This window comes from Pseudomonas fragariae (ex Marin et al. 2024) (assembly GCF_059621105.1).
Genome location: NZ_CM184369.1, coordinates 1,504,890 through 1,529,076, shown reverse-complemented (window position 1 = coordinate 1,529,076; position 24,187 = coordinate 1,504,890). Strand labels below are relative to the sequence as shown.

General features: G+C 58.1%; 26 protein-coding genes, 1 tRNA gene and 1 pseudogene. 3 read left to right on the top strand and 25 right to left on the bottom strand.

Going from position 1 to position 24,187, the window contains the following annotated elements:
* Window positions 1–29: 29 nt before the first annotated feature.
* From hisS to trmJ, 16 genes are all read right to left on the bottom strand, one after another.
* The gene (hisS, locus tag AC54XV_RS06950) at window positions 30–1,319 is read right to left on the bottom strand and encodes a histidine--tRNA ligase (RefSeq protein WP_032656375.1); all 1,290 of its coding nucleotides are present in this window, start codon (window positions 1,317–1,319) and stop codon (window positions 30–32) included.
* A gap of 22 nt (window positions 1,320–1,341) precedes the next feature.
* Entirely contained in the window at window positions 1,342–2,451 is a 1,110-nt protein-coding gene (gene ispG / locus AC54XV_RS06945; RefSeq protein ID WP_003339743.1) for a flavodoxin-dependent (E)-4-hydroxy-3-methylbut-2-enyl-diphosphate synthase, read from the bottom strand.
* A 3-nt stretch (window positions 2,452–2,454) separates the two neighbouring features.
* Complete coding sequence (locus AC54XV_RS06940; protein WP_058399005.1) at window positions 2,455–3,459, bottom strand: RodZ domain-containing protein; 1,005 nt, start codon at window positions 3,457–3,459, stop codon at window positions 2,455–2,457.
* Window positions 3,459–4,217 carry a type IV pilus biogenesis/stability protein PilW gene (gene pilW, locus AC54XV_RS06935; RefSeq protein WP_003409116.1) on the bottom strand — a complete coding sequence of 253 codons (759 nt, stop codon included), beginning with the start codon at window positions 4,215–4,217 and terminating at the stop codon, window positions 3,459–3,461. The genes AC54XV_RS06940 and pilW overlap by 1 nt, the downstream gene beginning before the upstream one ends.
* A 26-nt stretch (window positions 4,218–4,243) precedes the next feature.
* Window positions 4,244–5,392 carry a dual-specificity RNA methyltransferase RlmN gene (gene rlmN, locus AC54XV_RS06930; protein ID WP_011266908.1) on the bottom strand — a complete coding sequence of 383 codons (1,149 nt, stop codon included), beginning with the start codon at window positions 5,390–5,392 and terminating at the stop codon, window positions 4,244–4,246.
* Window positions 5,393–5,425: 33 nt separating this feature from the next.
* The gene (gene ndk / locus AC54XV_RS06925) at window positions 5,426–5,851 is read right to left on the bottom strand and encodes a nucleoside-diphosphate kinase (protein ID WP_002552482.1); all 426 of its coding nucleotides are present in this window, start codon (window positions 5,849–5,851) and stop codon (window positions 5,426–5,428) included.
* Between the two features lie 96 nt (window positions 5,852–5,947).
* The gene (iscX, locus tag AC54XV_RS06920) at window positions 5,948–6,148 is read right to left on the bottom strand and encodes a Fe-S cluster assembly protein IscX (RefSeq protein ID WP_003415412.1); all 201 of its coding nucleotides are present in this window, start codon (window positions 6,146–6,148) and stop codon (window positions 5,948–5,950) included.
* Between the two features lie 14 nt (window positions 6,149–6,162).
* Window positions 6,163–6,504 (bottom strand): ISC system 2Fe-2S type ferredoxin, encoded by a 342-nt coding sequence (gene fdx / locus AC54XV_RS06915; protein WP_004406488.1) that lies wholly within the window; start codon window positions 6,502–6,504, stop codon window positions 6,163–6,165.
* A gap of 3 nt (window positions 6,505–6,507) precedes the next feature.
* Window positions 6,508–8,370, bottom strand: a complete 1,863-nt coding sequence (hscA, locus tag AC54XV_RS06910) for a Fe-S protein assembly chaperone HscA (protein WP_058399016.1) — start codon at window positions 8,368–8,370, stop codon at window positions 6,508–6,510.
* A 44-nt stretch (window positions 8,371–8,414) separates the two neighbouring features.
* Window positions 8,415–8,936, bottom strand: coding sequence for a co-chaperone HscB (hscB, locus tag AC54XV_RS06905; protein ID WP_024638515.1), 522 nt, complete (start codon window positions 8,934–8,936; stop codon window positions 8,415–8,417).
* A 10-nt stretch (window positions 8,937–8,946) separates the two neighbouring features.
* On the bottom strand, window positions 8,947–9,270 hold the full coding sequence (gene iscA / locus AC54XV_RS06900; protein WP_003365093.1) for an iron-sulfur cluster assembly protein IscA: 324 nt from the start codon (window positions 9,268–9,270) through the stop codon (window positions 8,947–8,949).
* Between the two features lie 71 nt (window positions 9,271–9,341).
* A complete protein-coding gene (gene iscU / locus AC54XV_RS06895; protein ID WP_496718200.1) occupies window positions 9,342–9,728 on the bottom strand; it encodes a Fe-S cluster assembly scaffold IscU in 387 nt (128 codons plus the stop codon).
* A gap of 81 nt (window positions 9,729–9,809) precedes the next feature.
* Window positions 9,810–11,024 (bottom strand): IscS subfamily cysteine desulfurase, encoded by a 1,215-nt coding sequence (locus tag AC54XV_RS06890; protein WP_058399004.1) that lies wholly within the window; start codon window positions 11,022–11,024, stop codon window positions 9,810–9,812.
* Between the two features lie 44 nt (window positions 11,025–11,068).
* On the bottom strand, window positions 11,069–11,560 hold the full coding sequence (gene iscR / locus AC54XV_RS06885) for a Fe-S cluster assembly transcriptional regulator IscR (RefSeq protein ID WP_002552474.1): 492 nt from the start codon (window positions 11,558–11,560) through the stop codon (window positions 11,069–11,071).
* Between the two features lie 159 nt (window positions 11,561–11,719).
* Window positions 11,720–12,496, bottom strand: a complete 777-nt coding sequence (gene cysE / locus AC54XV_RS06880) for a serine O-acetyltransferase (RefSeq protein WP_003365098.1) — start codon at window positions 12,494–12,496, stop codon at window positions 11,720–11,722.
* Window positions 12,496–13,260 (bottom strand): tRNA (cytosine(32)/uridine(32)-2'-O)-methyltransferase TrmJ, encoded by a 765-nt coding sequence (gene trmJ, locus AC54XV_RS06875; RefSeq protein ID WP_054092902.1) that lies wholly within the window; start codon window positions 13,258–13,260, stop codon window positions 12,496–12,498. Before trmJ ends, cysE begins: the two co-directional genes overlap by 1 nt.
* Window positions 13,261–13,475: 215 nt before the next feature.
* On the opposite strand from trmJ, the gene suhB reads away from it, so the two are divergent.
* On the top strand, window positions 13,476–14,291 hold the full coding sequence (gene suhB / locus AC54XV_RS06870; protein ID WP_003314166.1) for a type III secretion system regulator SuhB: 816 nt from the start codon (window positions 13,476–13,478) through the stop codon (window positions 14,289–14,291).
* 67 nt (window positions 14,292–14,358) lie between these two features.
* Here suhB and AC54XV_RS06865 read toward each other — a convergent pair whose 3' ends face one another.
* From AC54XV_RS06865 to queA, 6 genes are all read right to left on the bottom strand, one after another.
* Window positions 14,359–14,898 carry a glycine zipper 2TM domain-containing protein gene (locus AC54XV_RS06865; protein ID WP_003421912.1) on the bottom strand — a complete coding sequence of 180 codons (540 nt, stop codon included), beginning with the start codon at window positions 14,896–14,898 and terminating at the stop codon, window positions 14,359–14,361.
* 108 nt (window positions 14,899–15,006) lie between these two features.
* The gene (gene secF / locus AC54XV_RS06860; RefSeq protein WP_004406504.1) at window positions 15,007–15,918 is read right to left on the bottom strand and encodes a protein translocase subunit SecF; all 912 of its coding nucleotides are present in this window, start codon (window positions 15,916–15,918) and stop codon (window positions 15,007–15,009) included.
* 9 nt (window positions 15,919–15,927) lie between these two features.
* Window positions 15,928–17,796 carry a protein translocase subunit SecD gene (secD, locus tag AC54XV_RS06855; RefSeq protein ID WP_496718196.1) on the bottom strand — a complete coding sequence of 623 codons (1,869 nt, stop codon included), beginning with the start codon at window positions 17,794–17,796 and terminating at the stop codon, window positions 15,928–15,930.
* Between the two features lie 63 nt (window positions 17,797–17,859).
* Window positions 17,860–18,195 carry a preprotein translocase subunit YajC gene (yajC, locus tag AC54XV_RS06850; protein WP_002552468.1) on the bottom strand — a complete coding sequence of 112 codons (336 nt, stop codon included), beginning with the start codon at window positions 18,193–18,195 and terminating at the stop codon, window positions 17,860–17,862.
* 53 nt (window positions 18,196–18,248) lie between these two features.
* Window positions 18,249–19,364, bottom strand: a complete 1,116-nt coding sequence (gene tgt, locus AC54XV_RS06845) for a tRNA guanosine(34) transglycosylase Tgt (protein ID WP_004406509.1) — start codon at window positions 19,362–19,364, stop codon at window positions 18,249–18,251.
* Between the two features lie 14 nt (window positions 19,365–19,378).
* Window positions 19,379–20,443: a tRNA preQ1(34) S-adenosylmethionine ribosyltransferase-isomerase QueA gene (gene queA, locus AC54XV_RS06840; RefSeq protein ID WP_004406511.1), complete on the bottom strand. Its 1,065-nt coding sequence runs from the start codon at window positions 20,441–20,443 to the stop codon at window positions 19,379–19,381.
* A 117-nt stretch (window positions 20,444–20,560) separates the two neighbouring features.
* Here queA and AC54XV_RS06835 point away from each other — a divergent pair.
* Both AC54XV_RS06835 and AC54XV_RS06830 read left to right on the top strand, forming a co-directional pair.
* A tRNA-Leu gene (locus AC54XV_RS06835) sits at window positions 20,561–20,645 on the top strand.
* A gap of 166 nt (window positions 20,646–20,811) precedes the next feature.
* A complete protein-coding gene (locus AC54XV_RS06830; protein WP_003339776.1) occupies window positions 20,812–21,222 on the top strand; it encodes a hypothetical protein in 411 nt (136 codons plus the stop codon).
* A gap of 158 nt (window positions 21,223–21,380) precedes the next feature.
* Here AC54XV_RS06830 and AC54XV_RS06825 read toward each other — a convergent pair whose 3' ends face one another.
* The 3 genes and pseudogenes from AC54XV_RS06825 to AC54XV_RS06815 all read right to left on the bottom strand — a co-directional run bounded on the left by AC54XV_RS06825 (window position 21,381) and on the right by AC54XV_RS06815 (window position 24,062).
* Window positions 21,381–21,800, bottom strand: a complete 420-nt coding sequence (locus AC54XV_RS06825; protein ID WP_004406513.1) for a hypothetical protein — start codon at window positions 21,798–21,800, stop codon at window positions 21,381–21,383.
* Window positions 21,801–22,119: 319 nt separating this feature from the next.
* Window positions 22,120–22,457, bottom strand: a pseudogene (locus AC54XV_RS06820) (IS66 family transposase); the annotation flags it as partial.
* Window positions 22,458–22,673: 216 nt separating this feature from the next.
* Entirely contained in the window at window positions 22,674–24,062 is a 1,389-nt protein-coding gene (locus AC54XV_RS06815; protein ID WP_069704346.1) for a membrane-targeted effector domain-containing toxin, read from the bottom strand.
* Between the last annotated feature and the right edge of the window lie 125 nt (window positions 24,063–24,187).

The following is a 24,187-nucleotide window of genomic DNA, read 5'->3' as shown; positions in this document are numbered from 1 at the left end:
CTATTCGCTAAACGGCTGTTAAATCAGCTTCAACCCTGCACGACGCAGGAGGCCAGGTGCTCCGACAGAGCATCCCAGGCAATATTTTGTTGTTCACCCTGACCGCGCAGGGGTTTGACGCCAATGACCTTCGCCGCCAGTTCTTCTTCGCCGAGGATCAGCGCGTAAAGCGCACCGCTCTTGTCGGCTTTCTTGAACTGGCTTTTGAAGCTGCCGGCACCGGCGTTGACCTGCAACCGCAGAGTCGGCAGCTGATCACGGACCTTTTCGGTCAGTGCCAGCGCAGCCAGCTCGGCGGCTTCGCCAAATGCGCACAGGTAGACATCGACCTGACGGGCAATCTCTTCCGGCACCTGCTCAAGGGTTTCGAGCAGCAGCACCAGTCGCTCGATGCCCATCGCGAAACCGACGCCTGCAGTAGGCTTGCCGCCCATCTGCTCGACCAGACCGTCGTAACGACCGCCCGCACAGACCGTACCCTGGGCACCGAGCTGGTCGGTGACCCACTCGAAAACGGTCTTGCTGTAGTAATCCAGGCCACGCACCAGCTTGGGATTGATCACATAAGGAATACCGGCGGCGTCCAGACGGGCCTTCAGGCCTTCGAAGTGAACGCGGGATTCGTCATCCAGATAGTCAGCCAGTTTCGGCGCATCGATCAGCACAGCCTGGGTTTCAGGGTGCTTGGTGTCCAGCACGCGCAACGGGTTGGTTTTCAGGCGGCGCTGGCTGTCTTCGTCCAGTTGGTCGAGACGTGCCGAGAGGTATTCGACCAGCGCCTCGCGATAACGCGCACGCGCCTCGCTGGTGCCCAGGCTGTTCAGCTCGAGCTTGACGGCGTTGCGAATGCCCAGCAGGCCCCACAGGCGCCAGGTCATGACAATCAGTTCGGCATCGATATCGGGACCGTCCAGGTTGAAGACCTCGACACCGATCTGGTGAAACTGACGATAACGGCCTTTCTGCGGGCGCTCGTGACGGAACATCGGACCGATGTACCACAGTTTCTGAACCTGGCCGCCGCCAGTGATGCCGTGCTCGAGGACCGCACGCACGCACGCGGCAGTGCCTTCAGGGCGCAGGGTCAGAGAGTCGCCGTTGCGGTCGGCGAAGGTATACATCTCTTTCTCGACGATATCGGTCACTTCACCGATGGAGCGCTTGAACAGCTCGGTGAATTCGACGATAGGCATACGAATCTGCCGGTAACCGTAGTTATCCAGCAGACGGGCAACAGTGCCTTCGAAGTGACGCCACAGCGGCGTCTGCTCGGGCAGAATGTCGTTCATGCCACGAATGGCTTGTAGAGACTTACTCACAAAAAATCCTTAGCAATCCGGGTTAGCCGCGCACGATGACCGAGGCGTCGGCTTCGGCTTTTTCAGCCGCTTTCTCGCGAATCAAGCGTTCCAGCTCATTCACGAGATTGTCATTGGTCAGTTTCTGCGCGGGTTTGCCGTCGATGTAGATCAGGTTCGGCGTGCCACCGGTCAGGCCGATGTGCGCCTCTTTGGCTTCGCCCGGACCATTGACCACACAACCGATCACCGCGACATCGAGCGGCACCAGCAAATCCTCGAGTCGACCTTCCAGCTCGTTCATGGTCTTGACCACATCGAAGTTCTGCCGCGAGCAGCTCGGACAGGCGATGAAGTTGATTCCACGCGAACGAAGGCGCAATGATTTGAGAATGTCGTACCCGACCTTCACTTCCTCGACCGGGTCAGCCGCCAGCGAGATGCGGATAGTATCGCCAATTCCTTCGGCAAGCAGCATACCGAGACCGACAGCCGATTTCACCGTACCCGAACGCAAGCCACCGGCTTCGGTGATGCCCAGGTGCAGCGGCTGAACAATCTCTTTGGCCAGCAACCGATAGGCCGCGACCGCCATGAACACATCGGAAGCCTTGACGCTGACCTTGAAGTCCTGAAAGTTCAGGCGTTCCAGATGCTCGACATGGCGCAGCGCAGACTCTACCAGGGCCTCTGGCGTGGGCTCGCCGTATTTCTTCTGCAGGTCTTTTTCCAGCGACCCGGCATTGACGCCGATGCGGATCGGGATGCCCCGATCACGTGCAGCATCGACCACCGCCCGCACACGGTCTTCACGACCGATATTGCCCGGGTTGATACGCAGACAGTCGACGCCCAGCTCCGCCACACGCAAGGCGATGCGGTGATCGAAGTGAATGTCGGCGACCAGCGGCACCTTGACCAGTTGCTTGATGCGGCCGAATGCTTCGGCAGCGTCCATGTCCGGCACCGAAACACGCACGATGTCGACGCCCGCCGCTTCCAGACGATTGATCTGGGCCACGGTAGCGGCCACATCGTTGGTATCGCTGTTGGTCATGCTCTGCACCGCGATCGGCGCATCACCGCCGACCGGTACGGAACCGACCCATATTTTCCGGGATTCGCGACGCTTGATTGGAGATTCGCCGTGCATGACTTATTGCCCTAGCTTCAGGCGAGCAGTTTCGCCGCTGGTAAAAGGTGCTACATCCACAGGCTGACCGTTGTAGCTGACCTGCGCACCGCGCGCGTAGCCCAGACGCAGGGTCAACGGCAGCTTGCCGTTGACATCCAGGCTCTCGCCCTTGCGCTTGAGACCGCTGACCAGCACTTTGCCGTTTCCGTCAGTGACCTGGGTCCAGCAATCGGCGACGAACTGTACGGTCACCTGACCGGCACCCGCCACGACAGGCGCTGGCTGCTCGGCAGGTGCAGTCGGCATCGACGGCACGTTCGGCGCAGCAACGGGTGCTTGAGGCGCGCTCGCCGGTGGCGTGGCAGCAGCAGGTGTCTGTGGTTGTGCGGTTGCGTGACCTGTGACGCTGGAAGCCGGGGCCGCAGGCGCAGCAGCGGGCGCCTCACTGGCAGGCGCACCGGTATTCAACGGCAAGGAAGTTTGTCCAGAGGCAGGCGTTTCAGCCACAGCAGGCTCTTCCGGTTCGTCAAGCGGGTGAATCTGCGTGGTGCCATCCGCGCTTTCGACTTCGACGTGCTCCATGTTCAGCCCGGACTGATCCTTGCCGCGCAAGGTCGCCTGATCCTGCCACCAGAAGAAACCGCCGCCGACCAGAATCACCAGCAACAGCAGGCTGACGATACGCAGAATATTGTGCGACAGCCTGACCGGCTCTTCGATACGGCCCAGCGCGTGAACCGAACTGCCTTTACCGTCGGTGCCGGTGAACTGGTCGAACTGCTCAACCAGCGCCGCCTGATCAAGATCAAGCAGTTTGGCGTAGGCACGCACATAACCCCGGGCAAACGTATGCCCGGGCAGCTTTTCAAACTGGCCGTTCTCCAGATTGGTCAGGGAGGTCACGGTGAGATTCAGTCTCAAGGCCACATCTGGCAGCGACCAGCTCCTGCTCTCGCGGGCCTGGCGCAGGGTTTCTCCAGGATTCACGCGATTGGTTGCTACAACTTCGGGATGCGCCGCTTTCATCATTGCTCCGACAGGTATTGCTGATATTCCGGCGTACCGGGATAGAGTCTTTTCAACAGCAGGCCAAAGCTGGCCGCCTTGTTACGATCATCATATATCTTCGCCAGCCGCGTACCGAGCAATAGACTACGTGCATTTTGCTCGCTGAGCTGGCTAAAACGGTCGTAATAGTCACGCGCCGGCACATATTGCTTGTCTTCGTAGGACAGCTGAGCCATTTCCAGCAAGGATAACGGCAACTGACGGTCCAGGCGCAATGCCTTGGTAAAATGCTCGCGAGCCTGCTCGCGGTTGCCCAGTTTCAGCGAGGTCATGCCCAGGCTTTCAAAAACCCGTGACCGCTCAGGATACAGGTTGTCGGCAGCCGCCTGTTCAAAACGCTCGTAGGCTTCCTTGTAACGCTTTTGTTCGAACAGAAAACTGCCGTAATTATTGACGATGCGTGTTTCGTTATTGCTAGCGGCCAACGCCTTGCGAAAGTACTGCTCAGCCAGCTCCGGCTCCATCTCTGTCTGGAACACCAGGGCCAGCGCGGCGTTGGCCTGCGCATCGGAACTGTCGAGTTCGAGCGCCTTTTTCAGCGGAACCTTGGCACGCTCGGTCTGGCCCTGCTGAAAATAACCCAGCCCCAGCTGCACGTAAGCCTTGCGCGCTTCCTCGCGCCCCTGGGCCGTCGTCAGCGGGTTGACGTTGCCGGTGGACACGCACGCTGTCAGCAAGACGACAACACAGAGCAGCAGCGAGGCACGCACAGGCATGGGGTCTCTCTCGGTCAGGTTCGCAGTCAGGTTCGAGTCACCGCGACAGGGGCCGCATCGGCCTCGGCGCTCAACTCACGCACGGCTATATAGCGTTCGCTACGGCGTGTGCGGTCCATCACCTGCCCGACCAACTGGCCGCATGCAGCATCGATGTCTTCACCACGCGTGGTGCGCACAGTGACGTTATAACCGGCCTGATGCAACAGGTCCTGAAAACGACGTATCGCGTTATTGCTGGGACGCTCGTAACCGGAGTGCGGAAACGGGTTGAACGGGATCAGGTTGATCTTGCAAGGCGTGTCCTTGAGCAGTTCGATCATCTCGACCGCGTGCTCTACCTTGTCGTTGATGTCCTTGAGCATGGTGTACTCGATGGTGAGCACACGCTTTTCGCCCAGACTGGACATGTAGCGACGGCAGGACTCGAGAAGCATTTTCAACGGGTATTTCTTGTTGATCGGCACCAGCTGGTTGCGCAGCGCATCGTTCGGTGCGTGCAGCGACAAGGCCAGCGACACGTCGATGTGCTTGGAAAGCTCATCGATCATCGGTACCACACCGGAAGTGGACAAGGTCACCCGGCGTTTGGAAATGCCATACCCCAGGTCATCCATCATCAGATGCATGGCGGCAATGACATTGTCGAAGTTCAGCAGCGGCTCACCCATGCCCATCATCACCACGTTGGTGATGGCACGGTCGACGGTCGCCGGGACGCTGCCAAAGGATTTGTTGGCAATCCACACCTGACCGATGACTTCGGCGGCGGTGAGGTTGCTGTTGAAGCCTTGCTTGCCCGTGGAGCAGAAACTGCAATCCAGGGCACAGCCCGCCTGGGACGAAACACACAAGGTGCCGCGCTTGCCCTGCGGAATATAGACGGTCTCGACACAGCTGCCGGACTCTACGCGCACCACCCATTTACGGGTGCCGTCGCTGGAGATGTCCTCGCTGACCACTTCAGGACCGCGAACCTCAGCACAGGCCTTGAGCTTTTCGCGCAGGGCCTTGCTGACGTTCGTCATCGCGTCGAAATCGTCGACGCCGAAGTGGTGAATCCACTTCATGACCTGACCGGCACGGAAGCGCTTCTCCCCGATAGAGTCGAAGAATTTCTCCATTTCCTGTTGAGTCAGCCCCAGCAGGTTGGTTTTACCAGTCGATGCAATCATGAATTCACCCTTCACTCGTCAGTCAAAAATGACTTAGCGAGCGGTTACTTCGGTAGCTGCGAAGAAGTACGAGATTTCGCGAGCGGCGGCTGCTTCGGAATCGGAGCCGTGAACAGCGTTGGCGTCGATGGAATCAGCGAAGTCAGCACGGATGGTGCCGGCAGCCGCTTCTTTAGGGTTGGTAGCGCCCATCAGCTCACGGTTCAGAGCGATAGCGTTTTCGCCTTCCAGAACCTGAACGACAACCGGACCGGAGATCATGAAAGCAACCAGGTCGCCGAAGAAACCGCGAGCGCTGTGCTCAGCGTAGAAACCTTCAGCTTCGGCCTTGGACAGTTGCTTCAGCTTGGAAGCGACAACGCGCAGACCGGCTTTTTCGAAACGAGTGGTGATCTCGCCGATTACGTTCTTGGCAACGGCGTCAGGCTTGATGATGGAGAAAGTACGTTGAACAGCCATGGTGAAACTCCAGAAGCAGTGATTGAAGCGAAAAATTAAACCCGCGAATTATACGCGGGTTCTGGTGTATTGCCTAACTGCGCGCGTTACTGAACGTCAATCCAGCTCTTCGATCCACAATGTCTGGATCGCTTCCAGGACCTTTTCCCCGCTGCGGTCCGGATGGTCATCGAATTCAGGCAAGGCCATGACCAGACCACGCAGCCTGGGGAAGCTCACGGTGAGCGGATTTACCTCCGGGTGGCTTTCAGCCAGCTGGATGGCGATTTCCTGAACATCAACCCATTTGAGACTCATGAGCAATCCTTGAATCAGTGCGGCGCTTCAGCGGCGTGGTTGAGCGAATACTTGGGTATTTCGACCGTCAGGTCTTCGTTGCCGACAATGGCCTGACAGGACAGACGTGACTGCCGTTCCAGCCCCCACGCCTTGTCGAGCATGTCTTCTTCCAGCTCATCGGCCTCATTCAGCGAATCGAACCCTTCGCGAATGACGCAATGGCAGGTAGTGCACGCACACACGCCACCACAGGCGCTTTCAATCTCGATGTGGTGCTCGTGGGCAATGTCGAGAATAGACGTGCCGGGCTCCACTTCTACAACCAGCCCGTCCGGGCAATGCTCGGCGTGGGGCAGAAAAATCACCTGCGGCATCAGTTATTCCTCAATCTCATTCAAGTTGCGCCCGGCCAGTGCGGCTTTTACCGTCGAATCGAGGCGTCGGGCAGCAAACGCATCGGTCACCTGCGACAGACGCTTGGTCTGCTGCTCGATGGCATAACCATCGGTGCCTTGCATCAGTTCACGGAGTTCGTCCATCTGCAGGTTGATGACCAGGCGCTCTTCCTCGTCGAGAAGACGCTCGCCATCGGCGTCCAGAGCACCCTGAACAGCTTCGAGCAGACGCTCGGCATCAACCTGATGCTCACGCAGCACGCGAGCGACCTTGTCGTCGCCGGCATACTCGAAGGAATCCTTGAGCATGCGGGTGACCTCGTCATCGGTCAGCCCGTAGGACGGCTTGACCTGAATGCTCGACTCGATGCCCGAGCCCATTTCACGCGCCGAGACGCTGAGCAGACCATCAGCATCGACCTGGAAAGTGACACGAATCTTTGCCGCGCCAGCGACCATCGGCGGGATGCCACGCAGTTCGAAGCGCGCCAGCGAACGACAGTCGCTGATCAATTCACGCTCGCCCTGCAGGACATGAATCTTCATGGCCGTCTGGCCATCCTTGTACGTGGTGAATTCCTGACCACGCGCCACAGGAATGGTGGTGTTGCGCGGAATGACTTTCTCCATCAGCCCGCCCATGGTTTCCAGCCCCAGCGAGAGCGGAATCACATCGAGGAGCAGCAGTTCGCCACCGTCACGCTTGTTGCCGGCCAGGGTATCGGCCTGGATCGCAGCCCCGATGGCCACCACCTGATCCGGGTCGATCTCGGTCAGCGGCTGACGACCGAACAGCTCGGCCACCGCTTCGCGCACTCGCGGAACACGGGTCGAACCGCCGACCATGACCACCGCCTCGACTTCTTCAAGCTCGATACCGGTGTCACGCACTGCTCGGCGGCAGGCCTTGAGGCTGCGCGCAACCATAGGTTCGATCAGCGCATTGAGCGCCTCGCGCGTCAGCGTGCCACGCCAGTCGCCGTAGACGACCTCGACAGACTCGGCGTCAGTCAGCGCTTCCTTGGCCGAGCAGGCAGCCTGCAGCAGGCTGCGCTGCGCGGAAGGATCAATATCGGCTGACAGACCGGCATCCGTGACAATCCAGCTGGCTATCGCATGATCGAAGTCATCGCCACCCAGAGCGGTATCGCCGCCAGTGGCCAGTACTTCAAACACACCACCGGTCAGGCGCAGGATCGAAATATCGAAGGTTCCGCCGCCCAGGTCATAGATGGCAACCACACCTTCGGCCTTTTGATCCAGGCCGTAGGCCACCGCCGCAGCCGTAGGCTCATTGAGCAGGCGCAGTACATTGAGGCCCGCCAGTCTGGCAGCGTCCTTGGTCGCCTGACGCTGAGCGTCATCGAAGTAGGCAGGAACGGTGATCACCGCGCCTACCAGCTCGCCACCCAGTGAGGCTTCTGCGCGCTGGCGCAGGACCTTGAGGATGTCGGCAGACACTTCGACCGGGCTTTTCGGCCCCTGCACGGTGTCGATGAACGGCATGTGCGACTCACCGCCGACGAACCGGTACGGCAGTTGCTCGCCCAGTTGCTTGACGTCGGTCAGACCACGGCCCATGAGACGCTTGACCGATAGAACGGTATTGAACGGGTCCTGGGAGGCGGCGATCTTCGCTGACTGCCCTACTTCGACACGATCAGCGTGATAGCGCACGGCAGACGGCAGAATGACCTGCCCCTCTGCATCGGCCAGCGGTTCGGACAGGCCGCTGCGTACTGCAGCAACCAGAGAATTGGTAGTGCCCAGGTCGATACCCACAGCCAGACGACGCTGGTGCGGTTGAGGACTCAGGCCGGGTTCGGCGATCTGCAGTAAAGCCATGCTGTTCAGAATAATCACTGGCGCGCGGCCGAAGCCGCGCGGGGTTAATCGTCGAGGCGCTCTTCTAACTGGCGCACTTCGTGAGAGAGCTTGTCGAGAAACTGCATACGCCGCATCAGCTTTTCAGCGTGCTCGCGTTGTGCAGCATCATTCCAACAGGCTGCGAAGCTCTGGTTCAGTTCGTCCTGAGCGATCTTGAGCTGACACTTGAAGGTCGCGACGCCGGCCAGATCAGCCTCGTCCTGCAAGTCCTCGAGGTCTTCGCGCAATTGCATCTGCTGCAGAAGAAACTCGGGATCATGCACCGTGACTTCGAGCGGCACTTCGTTGCCGTTCATTGCCAGCAGATAACGCGCCCTTTTCGGCGGGCTTTTCAGGGTCTGATAGGCCTCGTTGAGACTGGCCGAGCGCTCCAGCGCCACACGCTGCTCACGCTCGGGGGCATCCGCAAAACGATCCGGATGCACGTTGCGCGCAAGCTCACGGTAGCGCGTGGCCAGCTGGTCAAGATCAAGCTGAAACTCGGGCTTGAGGTCAAACAGGGCGAAGTGACAGGGAGTACCCACAATAAAAGCCTCAGACGTTGAAGCTTTCGCCACAGCCGCACTCACCGCGCGAGTTGGGATTGTTGAACTTGAAGCCTTCGTTCAACCCTTCGCGCACGAAGTCGAGCTCGGTGCCATCCAGATAGACCAGACTTTTCGGGTCAATGATCACCTTGACGCCGTGCATTTCAAACACGGTGTCTTCGCTGGCCGCCTCATCGACGAACTCGAGCACATAGGCAAGACCTGAACAGCCTGTGGTGCGAACACCCAGACGAACGCCGTCACCCTTGCCGCGCCCCTCGAGGGAACGTCGTACGTGGTTAGCGGCAGCTTCTGTCATGCTGATAGCCATCGGAACTCCTTAGCCTGTTGCATTAGCCTGTTGCAGTTGACTCTGTTGCAAGCTTCTCTTGAAAAGCCTGCTTACAGCAGACCTTTCTTCTGCTTGTAGTCGCGAACGGCGGCCTTGATGGCGTCTTCAGCGAGTACCGAGCAGTGAATCTTCACTGGCGGCAGTGCCAGCTCTTCAGCCAGCTGAGTGTTCTTGATGGTCTCTGCTTCATCCAGAGTCTTGCCTTTCATCCACTCGGTGGCCAGGGAGCTGGACGCGATGGCCGAACCGCAGCCGTAGGTCTGGAACTTGGCGTCTTCGATAACGCCCTGCTCGTTGACCTTGATCTGCAGACGCATCACGTCGCCGCACGCAGGAGCGCCGACCATGCCGGTGCCCACATCAGGATCTTCCGCGTTCATCTTGCCGACGTTACGTGGATTTTCGTAGTGGTCGATGACCTTTTCGCTGTAAGCCATGATTCTATTCCTCTCACATCAGGGAGCCGCTCTGCAGGTCACGCGCAATTGCCCATGACCTGTATTGGAGGCGACTTTAAATTAGTGCGCCGCCCACTCGATCTTGGAGATGTCGACGCCGTCTTTGAACATGTCCCACAGCGGCGAAAGGGTGCGCAGCCGGGTAACCGCCTCGCAAACCTTATGCGCGGCATAATCGATTTCTTCTTCGGTGCTGAACCGGCCGAAGGTGAAACGAATCGAGCTGTGTGCCAGCTCATCGTTGCGACCCAGGGCACGCAGCACGTACGAAGGCTCAAGCGAGGCCGAGGTACAGGCCGAACCGGACGATACCGCCAGATCCTTGAGCGCCATGATCAGCGACTCGCCTTCGACATAGTTGAAGCTCAGGTTCAGGTTGTGCGGTACGCGGGCAGTCAGGCTGCCGTTGACGTACAGCTCTTCCAGATTTTCGACCTGCTTGAAGAAACGATCGCTGAGTGCCTTGATGCGCACGTTTTCAGCAGCCATTTCTTCCTTGGCGATACGGAATGCTTCGCCCATGCCGACGATCTGATGGGTCGCCAGGGTGCCGGAACGCATGCCACGCTCATGACCGCCGCCGTGCATGGTCGCTTCCAGGCGAACACGTGGCTTGCGGCTGACGTAGAGCGCGCCGATGCCTTTAGGGCCGTAGGTCTTGTGCGCAGAGAACGACATCAGGTCAACCTTGAGGCTGGCCAGATCGATTTCAACCTTGCCGGTCGACTGCGCGCCATCGACGTGGAACAGCACACCGCGCGAACGGGTCAGTTCACCGATCGCGGCAATATCGTTGATCGTGCCGATCTCGTTGTTCACATGCATGATCGAAACCAGAATAGTGTCGTCGCGCAGTGCCGCTTCAATCATGGCAGGCGTGATCAGACCGTCTTCACCGGGCTCGATGTAGGTCACTTCGAAACCTTCGCGTTCCAGCTGGCGAGTGGTGTCGAGGACAGCCTTGTGTTCAACCTTGGAGGTGATCAGGTGCTTGCCTTTGCTGGCATAGAAATGCGCAACACCCTTGATAGCCAGGTTGTTGGATTCGGTAGCACCCGAGGTCCAGACGATTTCGCGCGGATCGGCGTTGACCAGATCAGCGACCTGACGACGGGCGTTCTCGACCGCTTCTTCGGCTTTCCAGCCAAAGACGTGGGAGCGCGAGGCCGGATTGCCGAAGTTTCCTTCGACGGTCAGGCAATCGATCATTTTCTGCGCGACGCGCGGATCGACCGGGGTCGTCGCGGAGTAGTCGAGGTAAATTGGCAATTTCATTGAAGCTCTCCTATCAGGCAGGCGCACCGCTCATTCATCTGCGTTCATTCGACGGCGGACGTTTCGATCTTACCCAGTTGCGACATGTGATTATGACCACGGCGCATATCCTGGCGCTGAGCAACTTCTTGTACCTCACGGCGAGTGACAAGATCCGCCAAGCTGATACCGCTTAGAAATTCGTGAATCTGCTGGCTCAGGTCGCACCACAGGTGGTGGGTCAGGCAGGTATCGCCAGCATGGCAATCGCCCAGACCCTGACACCGCGTGGCATCGACCGATTCATTGACTGCATCGACAACCTGAGCAACCTGGATGCCTTTCATGTCGCGCGACAGCTGGTAACCACCACCCGGACCACGAACACTGGAAACCAGATTGCCGCGACGCAGCTTGGCGAACAGCTGCTCGAGGTAGGACAGGGAAATACCCTGCCGCTCGGAGATGTCGGCCAGAGACACTGGCCCGTTCTGCGCATGCAACGCCAGGTCAAGCATGGCTGTTACAGCGTATCGGCCTTTAGTAGTCAGTCGCATGGCGTATACCGCAGAGGTTCGGAATGAGAGCGAGTATGCTATTCCCGAGTAAAAGAGTCAACTATTAGACCAAGTAAAACAGTCGGGATTAGCGAAAAGTGCGGGCTGCATCATAGCAAAGGTGCGGCGTAATGGCACGCACCTTGCCCGTCGTGAGCGCTAGCCGACCTTGCCTTCCTGGCAGTCCTTGACGCAGTCGAAAACCTCGTCACGCAACTCCGGCAGCTCCTTGGCGCGGTAATCGCTGCCAAGCCTGCCGAGCGCATCGCACATGCCTTCAAGACGGCCGTCGACAGCCTGCAAATGGTCAAGCAACTGGCCAATGGCGCGCGCGACCGGATCAGGCATATCTGCACTGACACCGTACGCGTCGAAGCCGAGCTTCTCGGCCATGGCTTTGCGCCTGGCCTCAACCTCGTCGTCCGACTTGACGATGATCCGCCCCGGGATGCCCACTGCGGTTGCGCCCGCAGGCACAGCCTTGGTGACCACTGCGTTGGAGCCAATCTTGGCGCCGGCGCCGACAGTGAACGGCCCAAGTACCTTGGCACCCGCCCCGACCACCACACCGTCTTCCAGCGTCGGATGGCGCTTGCCGGCATTCCAACTGGTGCCGCCCAGGGTCACGCCCTGATAGAGGGTGACGTCATTACCGATCTCGGCGGTCTCGCCAATCACGATGCCCATGCCGTGGTCGATAAAAAAGCGGCGACCGATGCGCGCACCCGGATGGATCTCGATACCGGTCATCCAGCGGCCGAAGTTCGAGACTACCCGCGCTGGCCATTTCCAGCCGTTGCGCCACAGAATATGGGCGAAGCGGTGCAGCCAGATCGCGTGCATCCCCGGATAGCAGGTCAGGACTTCAAAGGCGTTGCGCGCTGCGGGATCGCGGTGGAACACGCTTTGAATGTCTTCTCGCAGACGCTCGAACATCACTGATCCTTTCGCTTGTAGGGTTCACCGCGTGCGGCTTTCTGGGTTTCGGTGAGCACACCGCGCAAGATACTCAGCTCGGAACGTTCGACTTCGCTACGCCCGTACAGTCTGCGCAGCCGGGCCATCAGATGCCGCGGCTTTTCCGGATCAAGAAAGCCGATAGCCACAAGCGTGGCCTCAAGATGGGTGTAGAAACCTTCCATTTCGTCCATCGTCGCCAGCTCGGCATTGTGCGCCGAGGCGGGCTTGGAAGCCTCGCCCTGCTCCGCCGCAGCCAGCCAGGCCACGCGCACCTCATAACTGAGCACCTGTACGGCAGCCGCCAGATTGAGCGAACTGAACGCAGGGTCAGACGGGATATGCACATGGAAGTGGCAGCGCTGCAGCTCTTCGTTGGTCAAGCCCGCGTGCTCACGACCGAACACCAGTGCCACCTCGGCGCCCTCACCGGCCTGCTCGATGACTTTTTCACCCGAGGCGCGCGGATCCAGCATGGGCCACGGCAGGCTTCGATCCCGCGCGCTGGTGCCCAGCACCAGACGGCAGCCGACCAGCGCTTCTTCGAGGGTCGCCACCACCTGCGCGCCCTCGAGGATGTCGGTAGCGCCGGACGCACGCGCATCGGCATCGGGCGAAGGGAAGATCCGCGGATCGACCAGCACCAGACGCGAAAGCCCCATGTTTTTCATGGCGCGAGCCGCCCCGCCGATATTTCCGGGATGGGTAGTGCCGACCAGGACAACACGAATGTTCTGCAACAAAGCGAACGCTCACTGACACGAATTAGGGGGGCAAATCTTACAGAAACGGCTCGGCTAACGCTATGAAGCTGTGCGGACCGCAACCGCAGAAGCGACCGCGCCGGACGCAAAAAAACACACACGAACCCGACAACCGTAACAACGCAAGGCTGGAAATAATTCGAATCAGCCCATAGAATGCCCGGCTCTCTTTAACAACCTTAGGTGAATTATCCATGCAGCCCATGCTGAATATCGCGCTGCGCGCCGCCCGCAGCGCCAGCGAATTGATTTTCCGCTCCATCGAGCGCCTGGATACCATCAAGGTTGACGAAAAAGAAGCCAAAGACTACGTCACAGAGATCGACCGCGCTGCCGAGCAAAGCATCATCACCGCTCTGCGCAAGGCCTACCCGACTCACGGCATTCTCGGCGAAGAAAGCGGCCTGCACGAAGGCAGCGGCGAAGGCACCGACTACCTGTGGATCATCGATCCACTGGACGGCACCACCAACTTCGTTCGCGGCATCCCGCACTTTGCTGTCAGCATCGCCTGCAAATACCGCGGCCGCCTCGAGCACGCCGTGGTTCTCGATCCGGTCCGCCAGGAAGAATTCACCGCCAGCCGTGGTCGTGGCGCAGCCCTGAACGGTCGCCGCCTGCGCGTCAGCCAGCGCAAGAGCCTGGAAGGCGCCCTGCTCGGCACCGGCTTCCCGTTTCGTGACAACCAGATGGACAACATCGAGAACTACCTGGGTATGTTCCGCAGCCTGGTAGGCCAGACCGCCGGCATCCGCCGCGCAGGCGCTGCCAGCCTCGACCTGGCTTATGTTGCTGCTGGTCGCTTCGATGCGTTCTGGGAGTCAGGCCTGTCCGAGTGGGACATGGCTGCGGGCGCCCTGCTCATTCAGGAAGCAGGCGGCCTGGTCAGCGACTTCACCGGCGGTCACGACTTCCTCGAGAAAGGCCACATCGTTGCCGGCAATACCAAGTGCTTCAAGGCGGTTCTGACCGCGATCGCACCGCACCTGCCAGCTTCGCTCAAGCGTTAAGCGGCAGGCATAAAAAAACCGGCGCAAGCCGGTTTTTTTTATGTCTTGTGAAACTCAGCGACTGGCGTTATTGCGCCTGACCCAGTATCAGCTGACCGTTCTTGTCGACCGGAATCTGGCTACCCGGATCACGCTCCATACGAACCTGACCGACCTTCTCATTCAACTTGTATTTGACGTTGTAGCCCACAACCTTGTCGCTCACATCGTTGACCGTCGTGCAGCGGTTCTGCGTAGTGGTGTAGGTGTCACGCTCCTGCATGCCTTCCTGAACCTTGTTACCGGCATACCCACCGCCGAGCGCGCCCGCGACCGTGGCGATTTTCTTGCCATTACCACCGCCGACCTGATTGCCGAGCAAACCACCGGCAACCGCGCCAATCACGCTACCGACGATCTGATGCTGGTCCTTGACCGGCGCCTGACGGGTAACGGTTACGTCCTTGCAAACTTCACGGGGGGTTTTGATCTGCTGGTTGATCGGCTCTACCGCCAATACATCCGCATACTCAGGACCACCCTTGACCAAGCTATAGGTGGCAACGGCGCCGCCAGCAGTCACGACAGCAGCACCTAACACAGCACCAACAAGCATAGACTTGTTCACTTGAACCTCCTGACCAATCGAAACGCAGCATGGCTGCGCAATGCCTAGCCTTGGAGCATAAAAAAAGGCGCGAGTTCAGCACTCGCGCCTTTTTTATGATGGCCGGATCTACGGCAGGTCGTCAGCCTTCTCGACGACCACTGGAGGAATCAGGTCCTCGGTGGTCAGGTTCAGCCAGATCAGCACCACGTTGGCGATGTAGATGGACGAGTAGGTACCCGCCAGCACACCGATGAACAACGCGATGGAGAAGCCTTCCAGGCTGTCGCCGCCAAATGCCCACAATGCCACGATCGCCAGCAGGGTCGAAACCGAGGTGGCAATGGTGCGCAGCAGTGTCTGGGTGGTGGAGATGTTGATGTTCTCGATCAGCGAAGCCTTGCGCAGCAGGCGGAAGTTTTCGCGTACCCGGTCGAAGACCACGATGGTGTCGTTCAGCGAGTAACCGATGATCGCCAGCACCGCCGCCAGCACCGTCAGGTCGAAGGTGATCTGGAAGAACGACAGGATACCCATCGTCACCACCACGTCGTGGATCAGCGAGATGATCGCCCCGACGGCGAATTTCCACTGGAAGCGGAATGCCAGGTAGATCAGAACACCGCCCAGCGCCATCAGCATGCCGAGGCCGCCCTGATCGCGCAGCTCTTCACCCACCTGCGGGCCGACGAATTCGACACGCTTGACCACTGCCGGGTTATCGGCACCGGCCTTGCGCAGCGCATCGGCAACCTGAGTGCCCAGTTGCGGGTCTTCACCCGGCATGCGCACCAGCAAGTCAGTGGTGGCGCCGAAGCTCTGTACAACGGCTTCGTGATAGCCCGCCGAAACCAGCTCCTGACGGACCTTGCCCAGGTCGGCGGGACGTTCGTAGGTCAGCTCGATGAGCGTACCGCCGGTGAAGTCCAGACCAAAGTTGAGCCCTTTATGGAACCAGCTGAACAACGCCAGTGCGGTAAGGAGCATCGTGATGGCGAACGCAACATTGCGAACGCCCATGAAGTTGATGGTACGTAACATGGCAGCCCCTTAAATCCACAACTTCTTGAAGTCACGACCGCCGTAGATCAGGTTGACCATAGCGCGGGTCACCATGATGGCCGTGAACATCGAGGTAAAGATCCCGAGCGACATGGTCACCGCAAACCCTTTGACCGGGCCGGTGCCCATTGCAAAGAGGATGCCGCCGACCAGCAGCGTCGTCAGGTTGGCGTCGAGGATCGCCGTGTAGGCACGATCGAAACCTTCGTTGATAGCACGCTGGACCGTCATGCCGTTGGCGATCTCCTCACGAATCCGCGAGAAGATCAGCACGTTGGCGTCCACCGCCATACCCATGGTCAACACGATACCGGCGATACCCGGCAGGGTCAGCGTTGCCCCCAGCAAGGACATCAAGGCCAGCAGCATGACCATGTTCAGGGCCAGTGCGACAGTCGCGATCAGACCGAAGAAACGGTAGATCGCCATGATGAAGATCGAGACGAACAGCATGCCCCACAGGGAAGCGTCGATACCCTTGGTGATGTTGTCGGCACCCAGGCTAGGACCAATGGTGCGCTCTTCGGCGAAGTACATCGGTGCCGCCAGACCACCGGCACGCAACAGCAGCGCCAGCTCGGAAGATTCACCCTGACCGTTCAGACCGGTAATCCGGAACTGACTGCCCAGTGGCGACTGGATGGTCGCCAGGCTGATGATTTTCTTGTCTTCCTTGAAGGTCTGCACCGGCACGTCTTTCTCGACACCGTCGACCATCTGCTTGGTGTAGGTGGTGGTCGGACGCTGTTCGATGAAGATCACCGCCATGCTGCGTCCCACATTGCTGCGGGTTGCACGGCTCATCAGTTCGCCACCATGACCATCGAGGTTGATGTTCACCTGTGGACGACCATGCTCGTCGAAGCTGGCCTTGGCGTCAGTCACCTGATCACCGGTAATGATCAGACCACGCTCCACCGCCGCTGCCGGACGACCGCCTTCGCGGAATTCGAACATCTCGGTGGTGCCTTTCGAATCATCCGGGCCTGCACCCAGACGGAATTCGAGGTTGGCGGTCTTGCCCAGAATACGCTTGGCTTCGGCCGTGTCCTGCACACCCGGCAACTCGACCACGATGCGGTTGGCGCCCTGACGCTGAACCAGCGGCTCGGCAACACCCAGCTCGTTGACCCGGTTACGGACGGTGGTCAGGTTCTGCTTGATCGAGTATTCACGAATCTCGGCCAGCTTGGCCGGCGTCAGCGCCATGCGCAGTACAGGGATACCGTTCAGATCGGCAGGCGTGATTTCGAAATCGGTAAAGGTCTTGCGCACCAGTGCACGAGCCTGCTCGCGCTCTGCATCGTCGGTGAAGCCCAGCTGAATCACATTGCCCAGCTGCGGCAGGCTGCGATAACGCACCTTTTCCTTGCGCAACAGGGATTTGACTTCGCCTTCGTAGACTTTCAGACGTGCATCGATCGCCTTGTCCATGTCGACTTCCAGCAGGAAGTGCACACCGCCGGACAGGTCGAGACCGAGCTTCATCGGGCTTGCACCCAGGTTACGCAACCAGGTCGGCGTGGTACGCGCCAGGTTCAGTGCAACGACATAGTCGTCACCCAACGCCTTGCGCACGACATCCTTGGCTGGCAACTGGTCTTCCTGCTTGCTCAGACGCAACAAACCGCCCTTGCCATTCTCGGCCAGAGAAGAAGCCTTGACCGAGATGCCGGCATCGGCAAGCGCCTTGGCTGCACGATCCACGTCCGCCTGATTGACTTGCAGCGCAGTGCTTGCGCCGCTGATCTGGATGGCAGAATCATCAGGGTAGAGATTGGGTGCGGAATAAATAAAACCGACCACCAGCACCGCCAGGATCAGTACGTATTTCCACAGAGGGTATTTGTTCAGCATCACGCCGCCCGCTTAAAACGCGGGGCGCCTTGCGCGCCCCGTCGATGGGTAAAAAGTTGTTGCTCAGATCGCTTTCAGGGTGCCTTTAGGCAGAGTGGCCGCGATGGCGCCCTTCTGGATTTTCAGCTCAACGGTGTCAGACACTTCGATAACCACGAAGTCATCAGTCACTTTGTTGATCTTGCCCGCGATACCGCCACTGGTGACAACTTCGTCGCCTTTCTGCAGGTTACCCAGCAGGTTTTTCTGCTCTTTGGCACGCTTGGCCTGTGGACGCCAGATCATCAGGTAGAAGATGACCAGGAAGCCGACCAGGAAGATCCACTCGAAACCACTGCCCGCAGGACCGGCAGCCGGTGCAGCAGCATCCGCAAAAGCGGGAGAGATGAAAAAGCTCATTTGTCGCTCCAGTTACATAATTAGTATAAAAAGCAGGAAAAACTCGTTCTGTTTCAACCCAGAGGCGGCGTTGGGAGGCCGCGTTTGGCATAGAAGGCATCGACGAAGGCGGCCAATGTACCCTGTTGAATAGCCTCGCGCAAACCAGCCATAAGCAGCTGGTAGTGCCGCAAATTGTGGATTGTATTGAGCATGCTCCCCAGCATTTCCCCGCACTTGTCCAGGTGATGCAGATAAGCGCGCGAGAAGTTCTGGCAGGTGTAGCAATCGCAGGTCGGATCCAGCGGCGAATTGTCGTGACGATGGAACGCGTTACGGATTTTCAATACACCGGTATCGGTGAACAGATGGCCGTTGCGAGCGTTACGGGTGGGCATCACGCAGTCGAACATGTCGACGCCACGGCGCACACCTTCGACCAGATCTTCCGGCTTGCCTACACCCATCAGGTAACGAGGTTTGTCTGCCGGCATGAGGCCCGGCAGGTAATCGAGCACCTTGATCATCTCGTGCTTGGGTTCGCCTACCGACAGACCGCCAATCGCCAGACCGTCGAAACCGATTTCGTCCAGGCCTTCCAGCGAGCGCTTGCGCAGGTTCTCGTGCATGCCGCCCTGAACGATGCCGAACAGCGCGGCAGTGTTTTCGCCGTGGGCGATTTTGGAACGCTTGGCCCAGCGCAGCGACAGCTCCATGGAGACACGCGCGACATCTTCGTCGGCCGGGTATGGTGTGCATTCGTCGAAGATCATCACCACGTCCGAACCCAGATCACGCTGGACCTGCATCGACTCTTCCGGCCCCATGAACACCTTGGCACCATCGACCGGCGAGGCAAACGTCACGCCCTCTTCCTTGATCTTGCGCATGGCGCCCAGGCTGAACACCTGAAAACCGCCGGAGTCGGTCAGAATCGGCCCCTTCCACTGCATGAAATCGTGCAGGTCGCCGTGGCCCTTGATGACTTCGGTCCCCGGACGCAGCCACAGGTGAAACGTATTGCCCAGAATCATCTGCGCGCCGGTCGCCTCGATATCACGGGGCAGCATGCCCTTGACCGTGCCATAGGTGCCCACCGGCATGAACGCCGGGGTTTCCACCACACCACGCGGGAAGGTCAGCCGACCGCGACGGGCCTTGCCATCGGTGGCCAACAACTCGAAAGACATACGACAGGTGCGACTCATGCGTGATCCTCTGGTGCCGATTCCTGTGGGGCCGTCGGCGCGGGATTGCGGGTGATGAACATCGCATCACCGTAACTGAAGAAGCGGTAGCCGTGCTCGATGGCCGCCGCGTAGGCCGCCATCGTCTCGGGATAACCGGCGAACGCCGAAACCAGCATCAACAGCGTGGATTCAGGCAAATGGAAATTGGTCACCAGGGCATCGACCACATGAAACGGCCGGCCTGGATAGATGAAAATGTCGGTATCGCCACTGAACGGCTTCAGTTCGCCATCACGCGCGGCACTTTCCAGCGAGCGCACGCTGGTGGTCCCGACGGCAATCACCCGCCCGCCCCGTGCACGGCACGCGGCGACGGCGTCGACCACATCCTGGCCAACTTCCAGCCATTCGCTGTGCATGTGATGATCTTCGATCTGCTCGACGCGCACCGGCTGGAACGTCCCTGCGCCGACATGCAGGGTGACGAACGCGGTTTCTACACCCTTGGCGGCAATTGCCTCGAGCAGCGGCTGATCGAAATGCAGGCCGGCAGTCGGCGCAGCCACAGCACCCGCACGCTGCGCGTAAACGGTCTGATAGCGCTCGCGATCCGCGCCTTCATCCGGACGGTCTATATAAGGAGGCAACGGCATATGGCCGACACGCTCCAGCAACGGCAGCACTTCTTCGGCGAAGCGCAACTCGAACAGCGCATCGTGGCGCGCCACCATCTCGGCCTCGCCACTGCCATCGATCAGAATCGACGAGCCAGGCTTGGGCGACTTGCTCGAGCGCACATGCGCCAGCACACGATGGCTGTCCAGCACGCGCTCGACCAGAATCTCCAGCTTGCCGCCGGAGGCTTTCTGCCCGAACAGGCGTGCGGGAATGACCCGGGTATTGTTGAACACCATCAAGTCGCCCGGGCGCAGATGCTCGAGCAAATCGGTGAATTGACGATGTGCCAGCGCACCCGTCGGCCCATCGAGGGTCAACAGACGACTGCTGCGACGCTCGGCCAGTGGATGGCGAGCAATCAGGGAATCGGGGAGTTCGAAGGTAAAGTCAGCGACGCGCATGATCGGGTTCGTTTAGCAGGGCCGGGAAGTTTATCCGGTTTGACGGCATTAGTAAAAAACCTGCGTAAATCCCTGTTGACCAACAGAAAACTCATCCTTATACTTCGCCGCCATTGAGCCCTGATGGCGGAATTGGTAGACGCGGCGGATTCAAAATCCGTTTTCGAAAGAAGTGGGAGTTCGATTCTCCCTCGGGGCACCACCTTTAAAAAAGACCTTGAATTTCAAGGTCTTTTTTTTCGTCTGGTTGAAAGTGGGCTGACTGAATCCGCGATCTGCCCACCTGCCCGGAATCGGCCGCAGAACACCCAGCCCCCCCTTTCCGGCGCAGAATGTGGGAACGGAGTCACACAACCAGGGATAACGCCATGAACAAGATCGTCTACGTAAAAGCTTACTTCAAACCCGTTGGAGAAGAGGTCACAGTTAAAGTGCCTACCGGCGAAATCAAACAAGGCTTTTTCGGCGAGAAAGAAGTAATGAGAAAAGAGACCCGATGGCAGCAAACCGGGTGGTCTGATTGTCAGATAGACGGTGAACGACTATCGAAAGACGTCGAAGACGCAGTGGCGCAACTCAACGCTGACGGTTATGAGATTCAAACGGTATTGCCTATATTGTCCGGGGCTTATGATTATGCGCTCAAATATCGTTACGAAATGCGTCACGATAGAACTGACCTGGACTCAAGAGACCTGTCATATGTCTTCGGCTATGGCTACAGCTTTACCGAAGGCGTGACTCTGGTGGCGAAAAAATTTCAGTCATCTGCAAGCTGAATGAATAATAGCGAACCCGTTTCACGGACGCCGCTCTGCCCTCTGATACGAAAACGCTTGCCTCAACAAGAGGCAAGCGTGCTCACGTGCAAAAGACCTGCCCGTATCAGCAAGCGCAAGACGCTCGCTTCCACGAAATAACACGATAGATCGCGTTGCTAGTTTTTAGCGGCAGAGGACGCGCCACCGTCGTATTTGTCGGTGTTGTTGTCGTTATCAAGATCGCGGTCATTTCCGCCAAACGCCGCATCAGTGTGGTGGTCATTGTCCATGTCCTTGTCAGTACCGCCAAATGATGCATCCGTGTGGTTATCATTATCGAGATCCTTGTCAGTACCACCAAATGCCGCATCGGTATGGTTGTCGTTGTCCATATCCTTGTCATTTCCACCAAATGCAGCGTCAGTGACGTTGTCGTTATCCAGGTCCTTGTCGTTACCACCACACGTAGCATCAGTGCTGTTGTCGTTGTCCATGTCACAATCGTTTACAGCATACGTAGGTAACGAGGTACCCACGATGGTCAACGCCAGAAGAAGGCCGCCGATCTTTGCAGTCAGCGTTTTATACGCACGCATCAATGTTTATTCCTAAAGGTCGAGGAAAAGTACGAGGGTGATTGAATACCGTGGTTCGTCAGTCAGACCGTCTGGCTCTACTTCATTTACCAGACGCTCCGAGCCCGTCCAATCCCGAACGCTTGCGCAGTGCAGCTTTAAAGTACCTGGCTCTATGACCTGCGTTCTTGAAAATGAGTCATACCCAGAGCGATGAGTTTTTTATTGCTTAACGTGCGAATCGATACATTATCATCGTCCGTCCGAAGCTCAGACTGTCGCCGGGTCAGCCGATCAAATAATCATGATGTCGTGACAAATGCTGTCGCGTCCTGCAGCGCGCATTTTGCGCAGTGACTTGAGGGCGTGTTTTCTCCATCCAGGCATGCCGTTGGGCTAGCACCGGCAAGCCGTTTTGCTGACGAATTTCATAACGCTGCTCATCGCTGCCTTCTTTCAAATCACGCTCGATACTGTAGAGCTTGTCGATCAAATTCAGAGCAGTATCAGCCCGACCGGTTTTGCGCTTGGTTGCACTTTCTGCGCCTCAACAATCTTGCGACGCGCATGCGCCCAGCGGCCTAAACGCTCGACACCCGGCTATGCGCCCGATGCGTTGAAGCCAGCGTAATCACTCATCATCAAGTAGCCGCGATAACCTTCGAGCAGGCGCGTAGGTGAGGAAGACGAAGCGCACGGGGTCGAACACCGCTACTTTTATGTCCAGTTCGACCAATGCGGAAAGGTCATCGATAGATTTTCCGAAGTCCACGAGCTTGGGATAGAGATAGATTTTTTCGACTTGTGCGTCGGTTCACATCATGAGGCGAGCGATCAGGATACGCGTTGATCACTGAAACGCCGCTTCTATTAGTAGGAAGCGGCGCTGTTGCATCAGACCTTATAAGACAGGACGACATCTGGGTTAATCTTATCCGCGTATTTCTTTGCGTTAATATTGATGTCGGGACGAGACTTTGCCCCGAAATCGTCGATTATCAGACTCCTGACCCCATGAAGTTGCGCCAACCCGGGCACACCGTCGCAGGTTGCAGCGTGGCCTGACCCCACGAAGGCAACCCACTTGCCAGCAGGCTGATCGAGACGTATTTTCTCTGCTGCATAATAGTTCATCACTTTAAAGCGTGTTTCACCTCCCTCAAGGGATGTTTCATATGTTTTGGCGGTGTCCAAGGGAACCACATGAAGCCCAGCATCTTTGGCAGCGCGTATCAGCGTTGTAAAGTTGTACTCTGATGCCACTTTACCTATACCCAAATTGCCTCGAGTCTGCATATCAAGATAGGCCTTGAGCCTGGCGGGCATTGGGCTGCCTTCAGGCGCTTTCAGGTAATCATCCAGTGCTTTACCATGGGAATCAGCGCACAGGTGCTCCATATACAGCGTGGTCACGCCATCGGCCTTCAGGCTTTTCATGTTTTTGATCAGCTCGCGCTTGCTGGCGACTGAGCTGTGAGCTTCGCCGATAACCAGTCCAGGTGAGTCGCTTAGTAGTTCACGCATAACACCCAGGCTTTCCTTGCTTTTTAACTTTGACAACGGGCCAAGCGGCGGTTTGTCCTGGGCGCTGAAGTCAGAAAAATAAAGCGTCGCCTTGGCATGTAATTTTTTACCTGCATTATTCCTGTCCGGCTGGATCCACATGTTCTGATCGCGCCCCAGGTACTCGTTCATTTCTATATAGTTGAGGTTCACATTAATAGTTTGCCGGCTTTGAGACACAATAACGTCGTCCAGCTTTACCCCGACTTCACTCAGACCTTCTCCCAGCGTTTTTTTTGCGTCGTTTACAAATCTGTCTATTGCCGACACGGGCATTCCCTTGAACATGCTTGCGGGAGCCATGCTATAGGAATGAGTGTTTTCGCTCCAACTTGCCAGTTCAGCGAGGCTGGAGGCTCTAAATTTGCTGTCTGATGAGCGTGAAGATGAGCCAGCGTTTTGCTTGCCCCTCACAGCAGTGCTGTTACCCGCACGAGACTTCCGTTCGCTTTTGCGCTCCCTGCCCGCATCCTTATCGTCTGCCTGCTCATGGTCAGAGACTTTCATATTGACGATCGCTTCTGCGAGATGAGCATATCGTCCAGCTGCATAGTGCCGAATTTTACCCAGCTTCGGCGTATCTGCTGACTCGCTGCTGGTCCCCGAAGAGCTGGCTTGTGACGATTGAGAGAGCTCTTTCGGCGCGGATCGCGCAACAGACCTTTCAATTTCAGGTGCTGGAGGATAATAGATTGGGGCAGGCCCACCGACAGGTCTCATGACTAAATCTCCGAGTGAACAAGACCGACAGAGCGGTCCAGGTGTAAGTGCATCATGCTAAGAATACTTAGCCAAAGTCGTCCCTACATTGTTTGGCCAAGAGATAGTGTCCAGACCCGCGGCGG

What these genes read in the sequence shown, in the direction of transcription:
- AC54XV_RS06815 (WP_069704346.1), bottom strand. Translation starts at nt 24,062, where the DNA reads ATGAGACCTGTCGGTGGGCCTGCCCCAATCTATTATCCTCCAGCACCT.
- rlmN (WP_011266908.1), bottom strand. Translation starts at nt 5,392, where the DNA reads ATGATTGCATCGACTGGTAAAACCAACCTGCTGGGGCTGACTCAACAG.
- cysE (WP_003365098.1), bottom strand. Translation starts at nt 12,496, where the DNA reads ATGTTCGAGCGTCTGCGAGAAGACATTCAAAGCGTGTTCCACCGCGAT.
- AC54XV_RS06890 (WP_058399004.1), bottom strand. Translation starts at nt 11,024, where the DNA reads ATGAAATTGCCAATTTACCTCGACTACTCCGCGACGACCCCGGTCGAT.
- pilW (WP_003409116.1), bottom strand. Translation starts at nt 4,217, where the DNA reads ATGCCTGTGCGTGCCTCGCTGCTGCTCTGTGTTGTCGTCTTGCTGACA.
- tgt (WP_004406509.1), bottom strand. Translation starts at nt 19,364, where the DNA reads ATGTCTTTCGAGTTGTTGGCCACCGATGGCAAGGCCCGTCGCGGTCGG.
- iscX (WP_003415412.1), bottom strand. Translation starts at nt 6,148, where the DNA reads ATGAGTCTCAAATGGGTTGATGTTCAGGAAATCGCCATCCAGCTGGCT.
- queA (WP_004406511.1), bottom strand. Translation starts at nt 20,443, where the DNA reads ATGCGCGTCGCTGACTTTACCTTCGAACTCCCCGATTCCCTGATTGCT.
- secD (WP_496718196.1), bottom strand. Translation starts at nt 17,796, where the DNA reads ATGCTGAACAAATACCCTCTGTGGAAATACGTACTGATCCTGGCGGTG.
- iscU (WP_496718200.1), bottom strand. Translation starts at nt 9,728, where the DNA reads ATGGCTTACAGCGAAAAGGTCATCGACCACTACGAAAATCCACGTAAC.
- iscR (WP_002552474.1), bottom strand. Translation starts at nt 11,560, where the DNA reads ATGCGACTGACTACTAAAGGCCGATACGCTGTAACAGCCATGCTTGAC.
- ndk (WP_002552482.1), bottom strand. Translation starts at nt 5,851, where the DNA reads ATGGCTGTTCAACGTACTTTCTCCATCATCAAGCCTGACGCCGTTGCC.
- suhB (WP_003314166.1), top strand. Translation starts at nt 13,476, where the DNA reads ATGCAGCCCATGCTGAATATCGCGCTGCGCGCCGCCCGCAGCGCCAGC.
- AC54XV_RS06825 (WP_004406513.1), bottom strand. Translation starts at nt 21,800, where the DNA reads ATGCGTGCGTATAAAACGCTGACTGCAAAGATCGGCGGCCTTCTTCTG.
- yajC (WP_002552468.1), bottom strand. Translation starts at nt 18,195, where the DNA reads ATGAGCTTTTTCATCTCTCCCGCTTTTGCGGATGCTGCTGCACCGGCT.
- AC54XV_RS06940 (WP_058399005.1), bottom strand. Translation starts at nt 3,459, where the DNA reads ATGAAAGCGGCGCATCCCGAAGTTGTAGCAACCAATCGCGTGAATCCT.
- iscA (WP_003365093.1), bottom strand. Translation starts at nt 9,270, where the DNA reads ATGGCTATCAGCATGACAGAAGCTGCCGCTAACCACGTACGACGTTCC.
- ispG (WP_003339743.1), bottom strand. Translation starts at nt 2,451, where the DNA reads ATGCACGGCGAATCTCCAATCAAGCGTCGCGAATCCCGGAAAATATGG.
- fdx (WP_004406488.1), bottom strand. Translation starts at nt 6,504, where the DNA reads ATGCCGCAGGTGATTTTTCTGCCCCACGCCGAGCATTGCCCGGACGGG.
- hscA (WP_058399016.1), bottom strand. Translation starts at nt 8,370, where the DNA reads ATGGCTTTACTGCAGATCGCCGAACCCGGCCTGAGTCCTCAACCGCAC.
- secF (WP_004406504.1), bottom strand. Translation starts at nt 15,918, where the DNA reads ATGTTACGTACCATCAACTTCATGGGCGTTCGCAATGTTGCGTTCGCC.
- AC54XV_RS06830 (WP_003339776.1), top strand. Translation starts at nt 20,812, where the DNA reads ATGAACAAGATCGTCTACGTAAAAGCTTACTTCAAACCCGTTGGAGAA.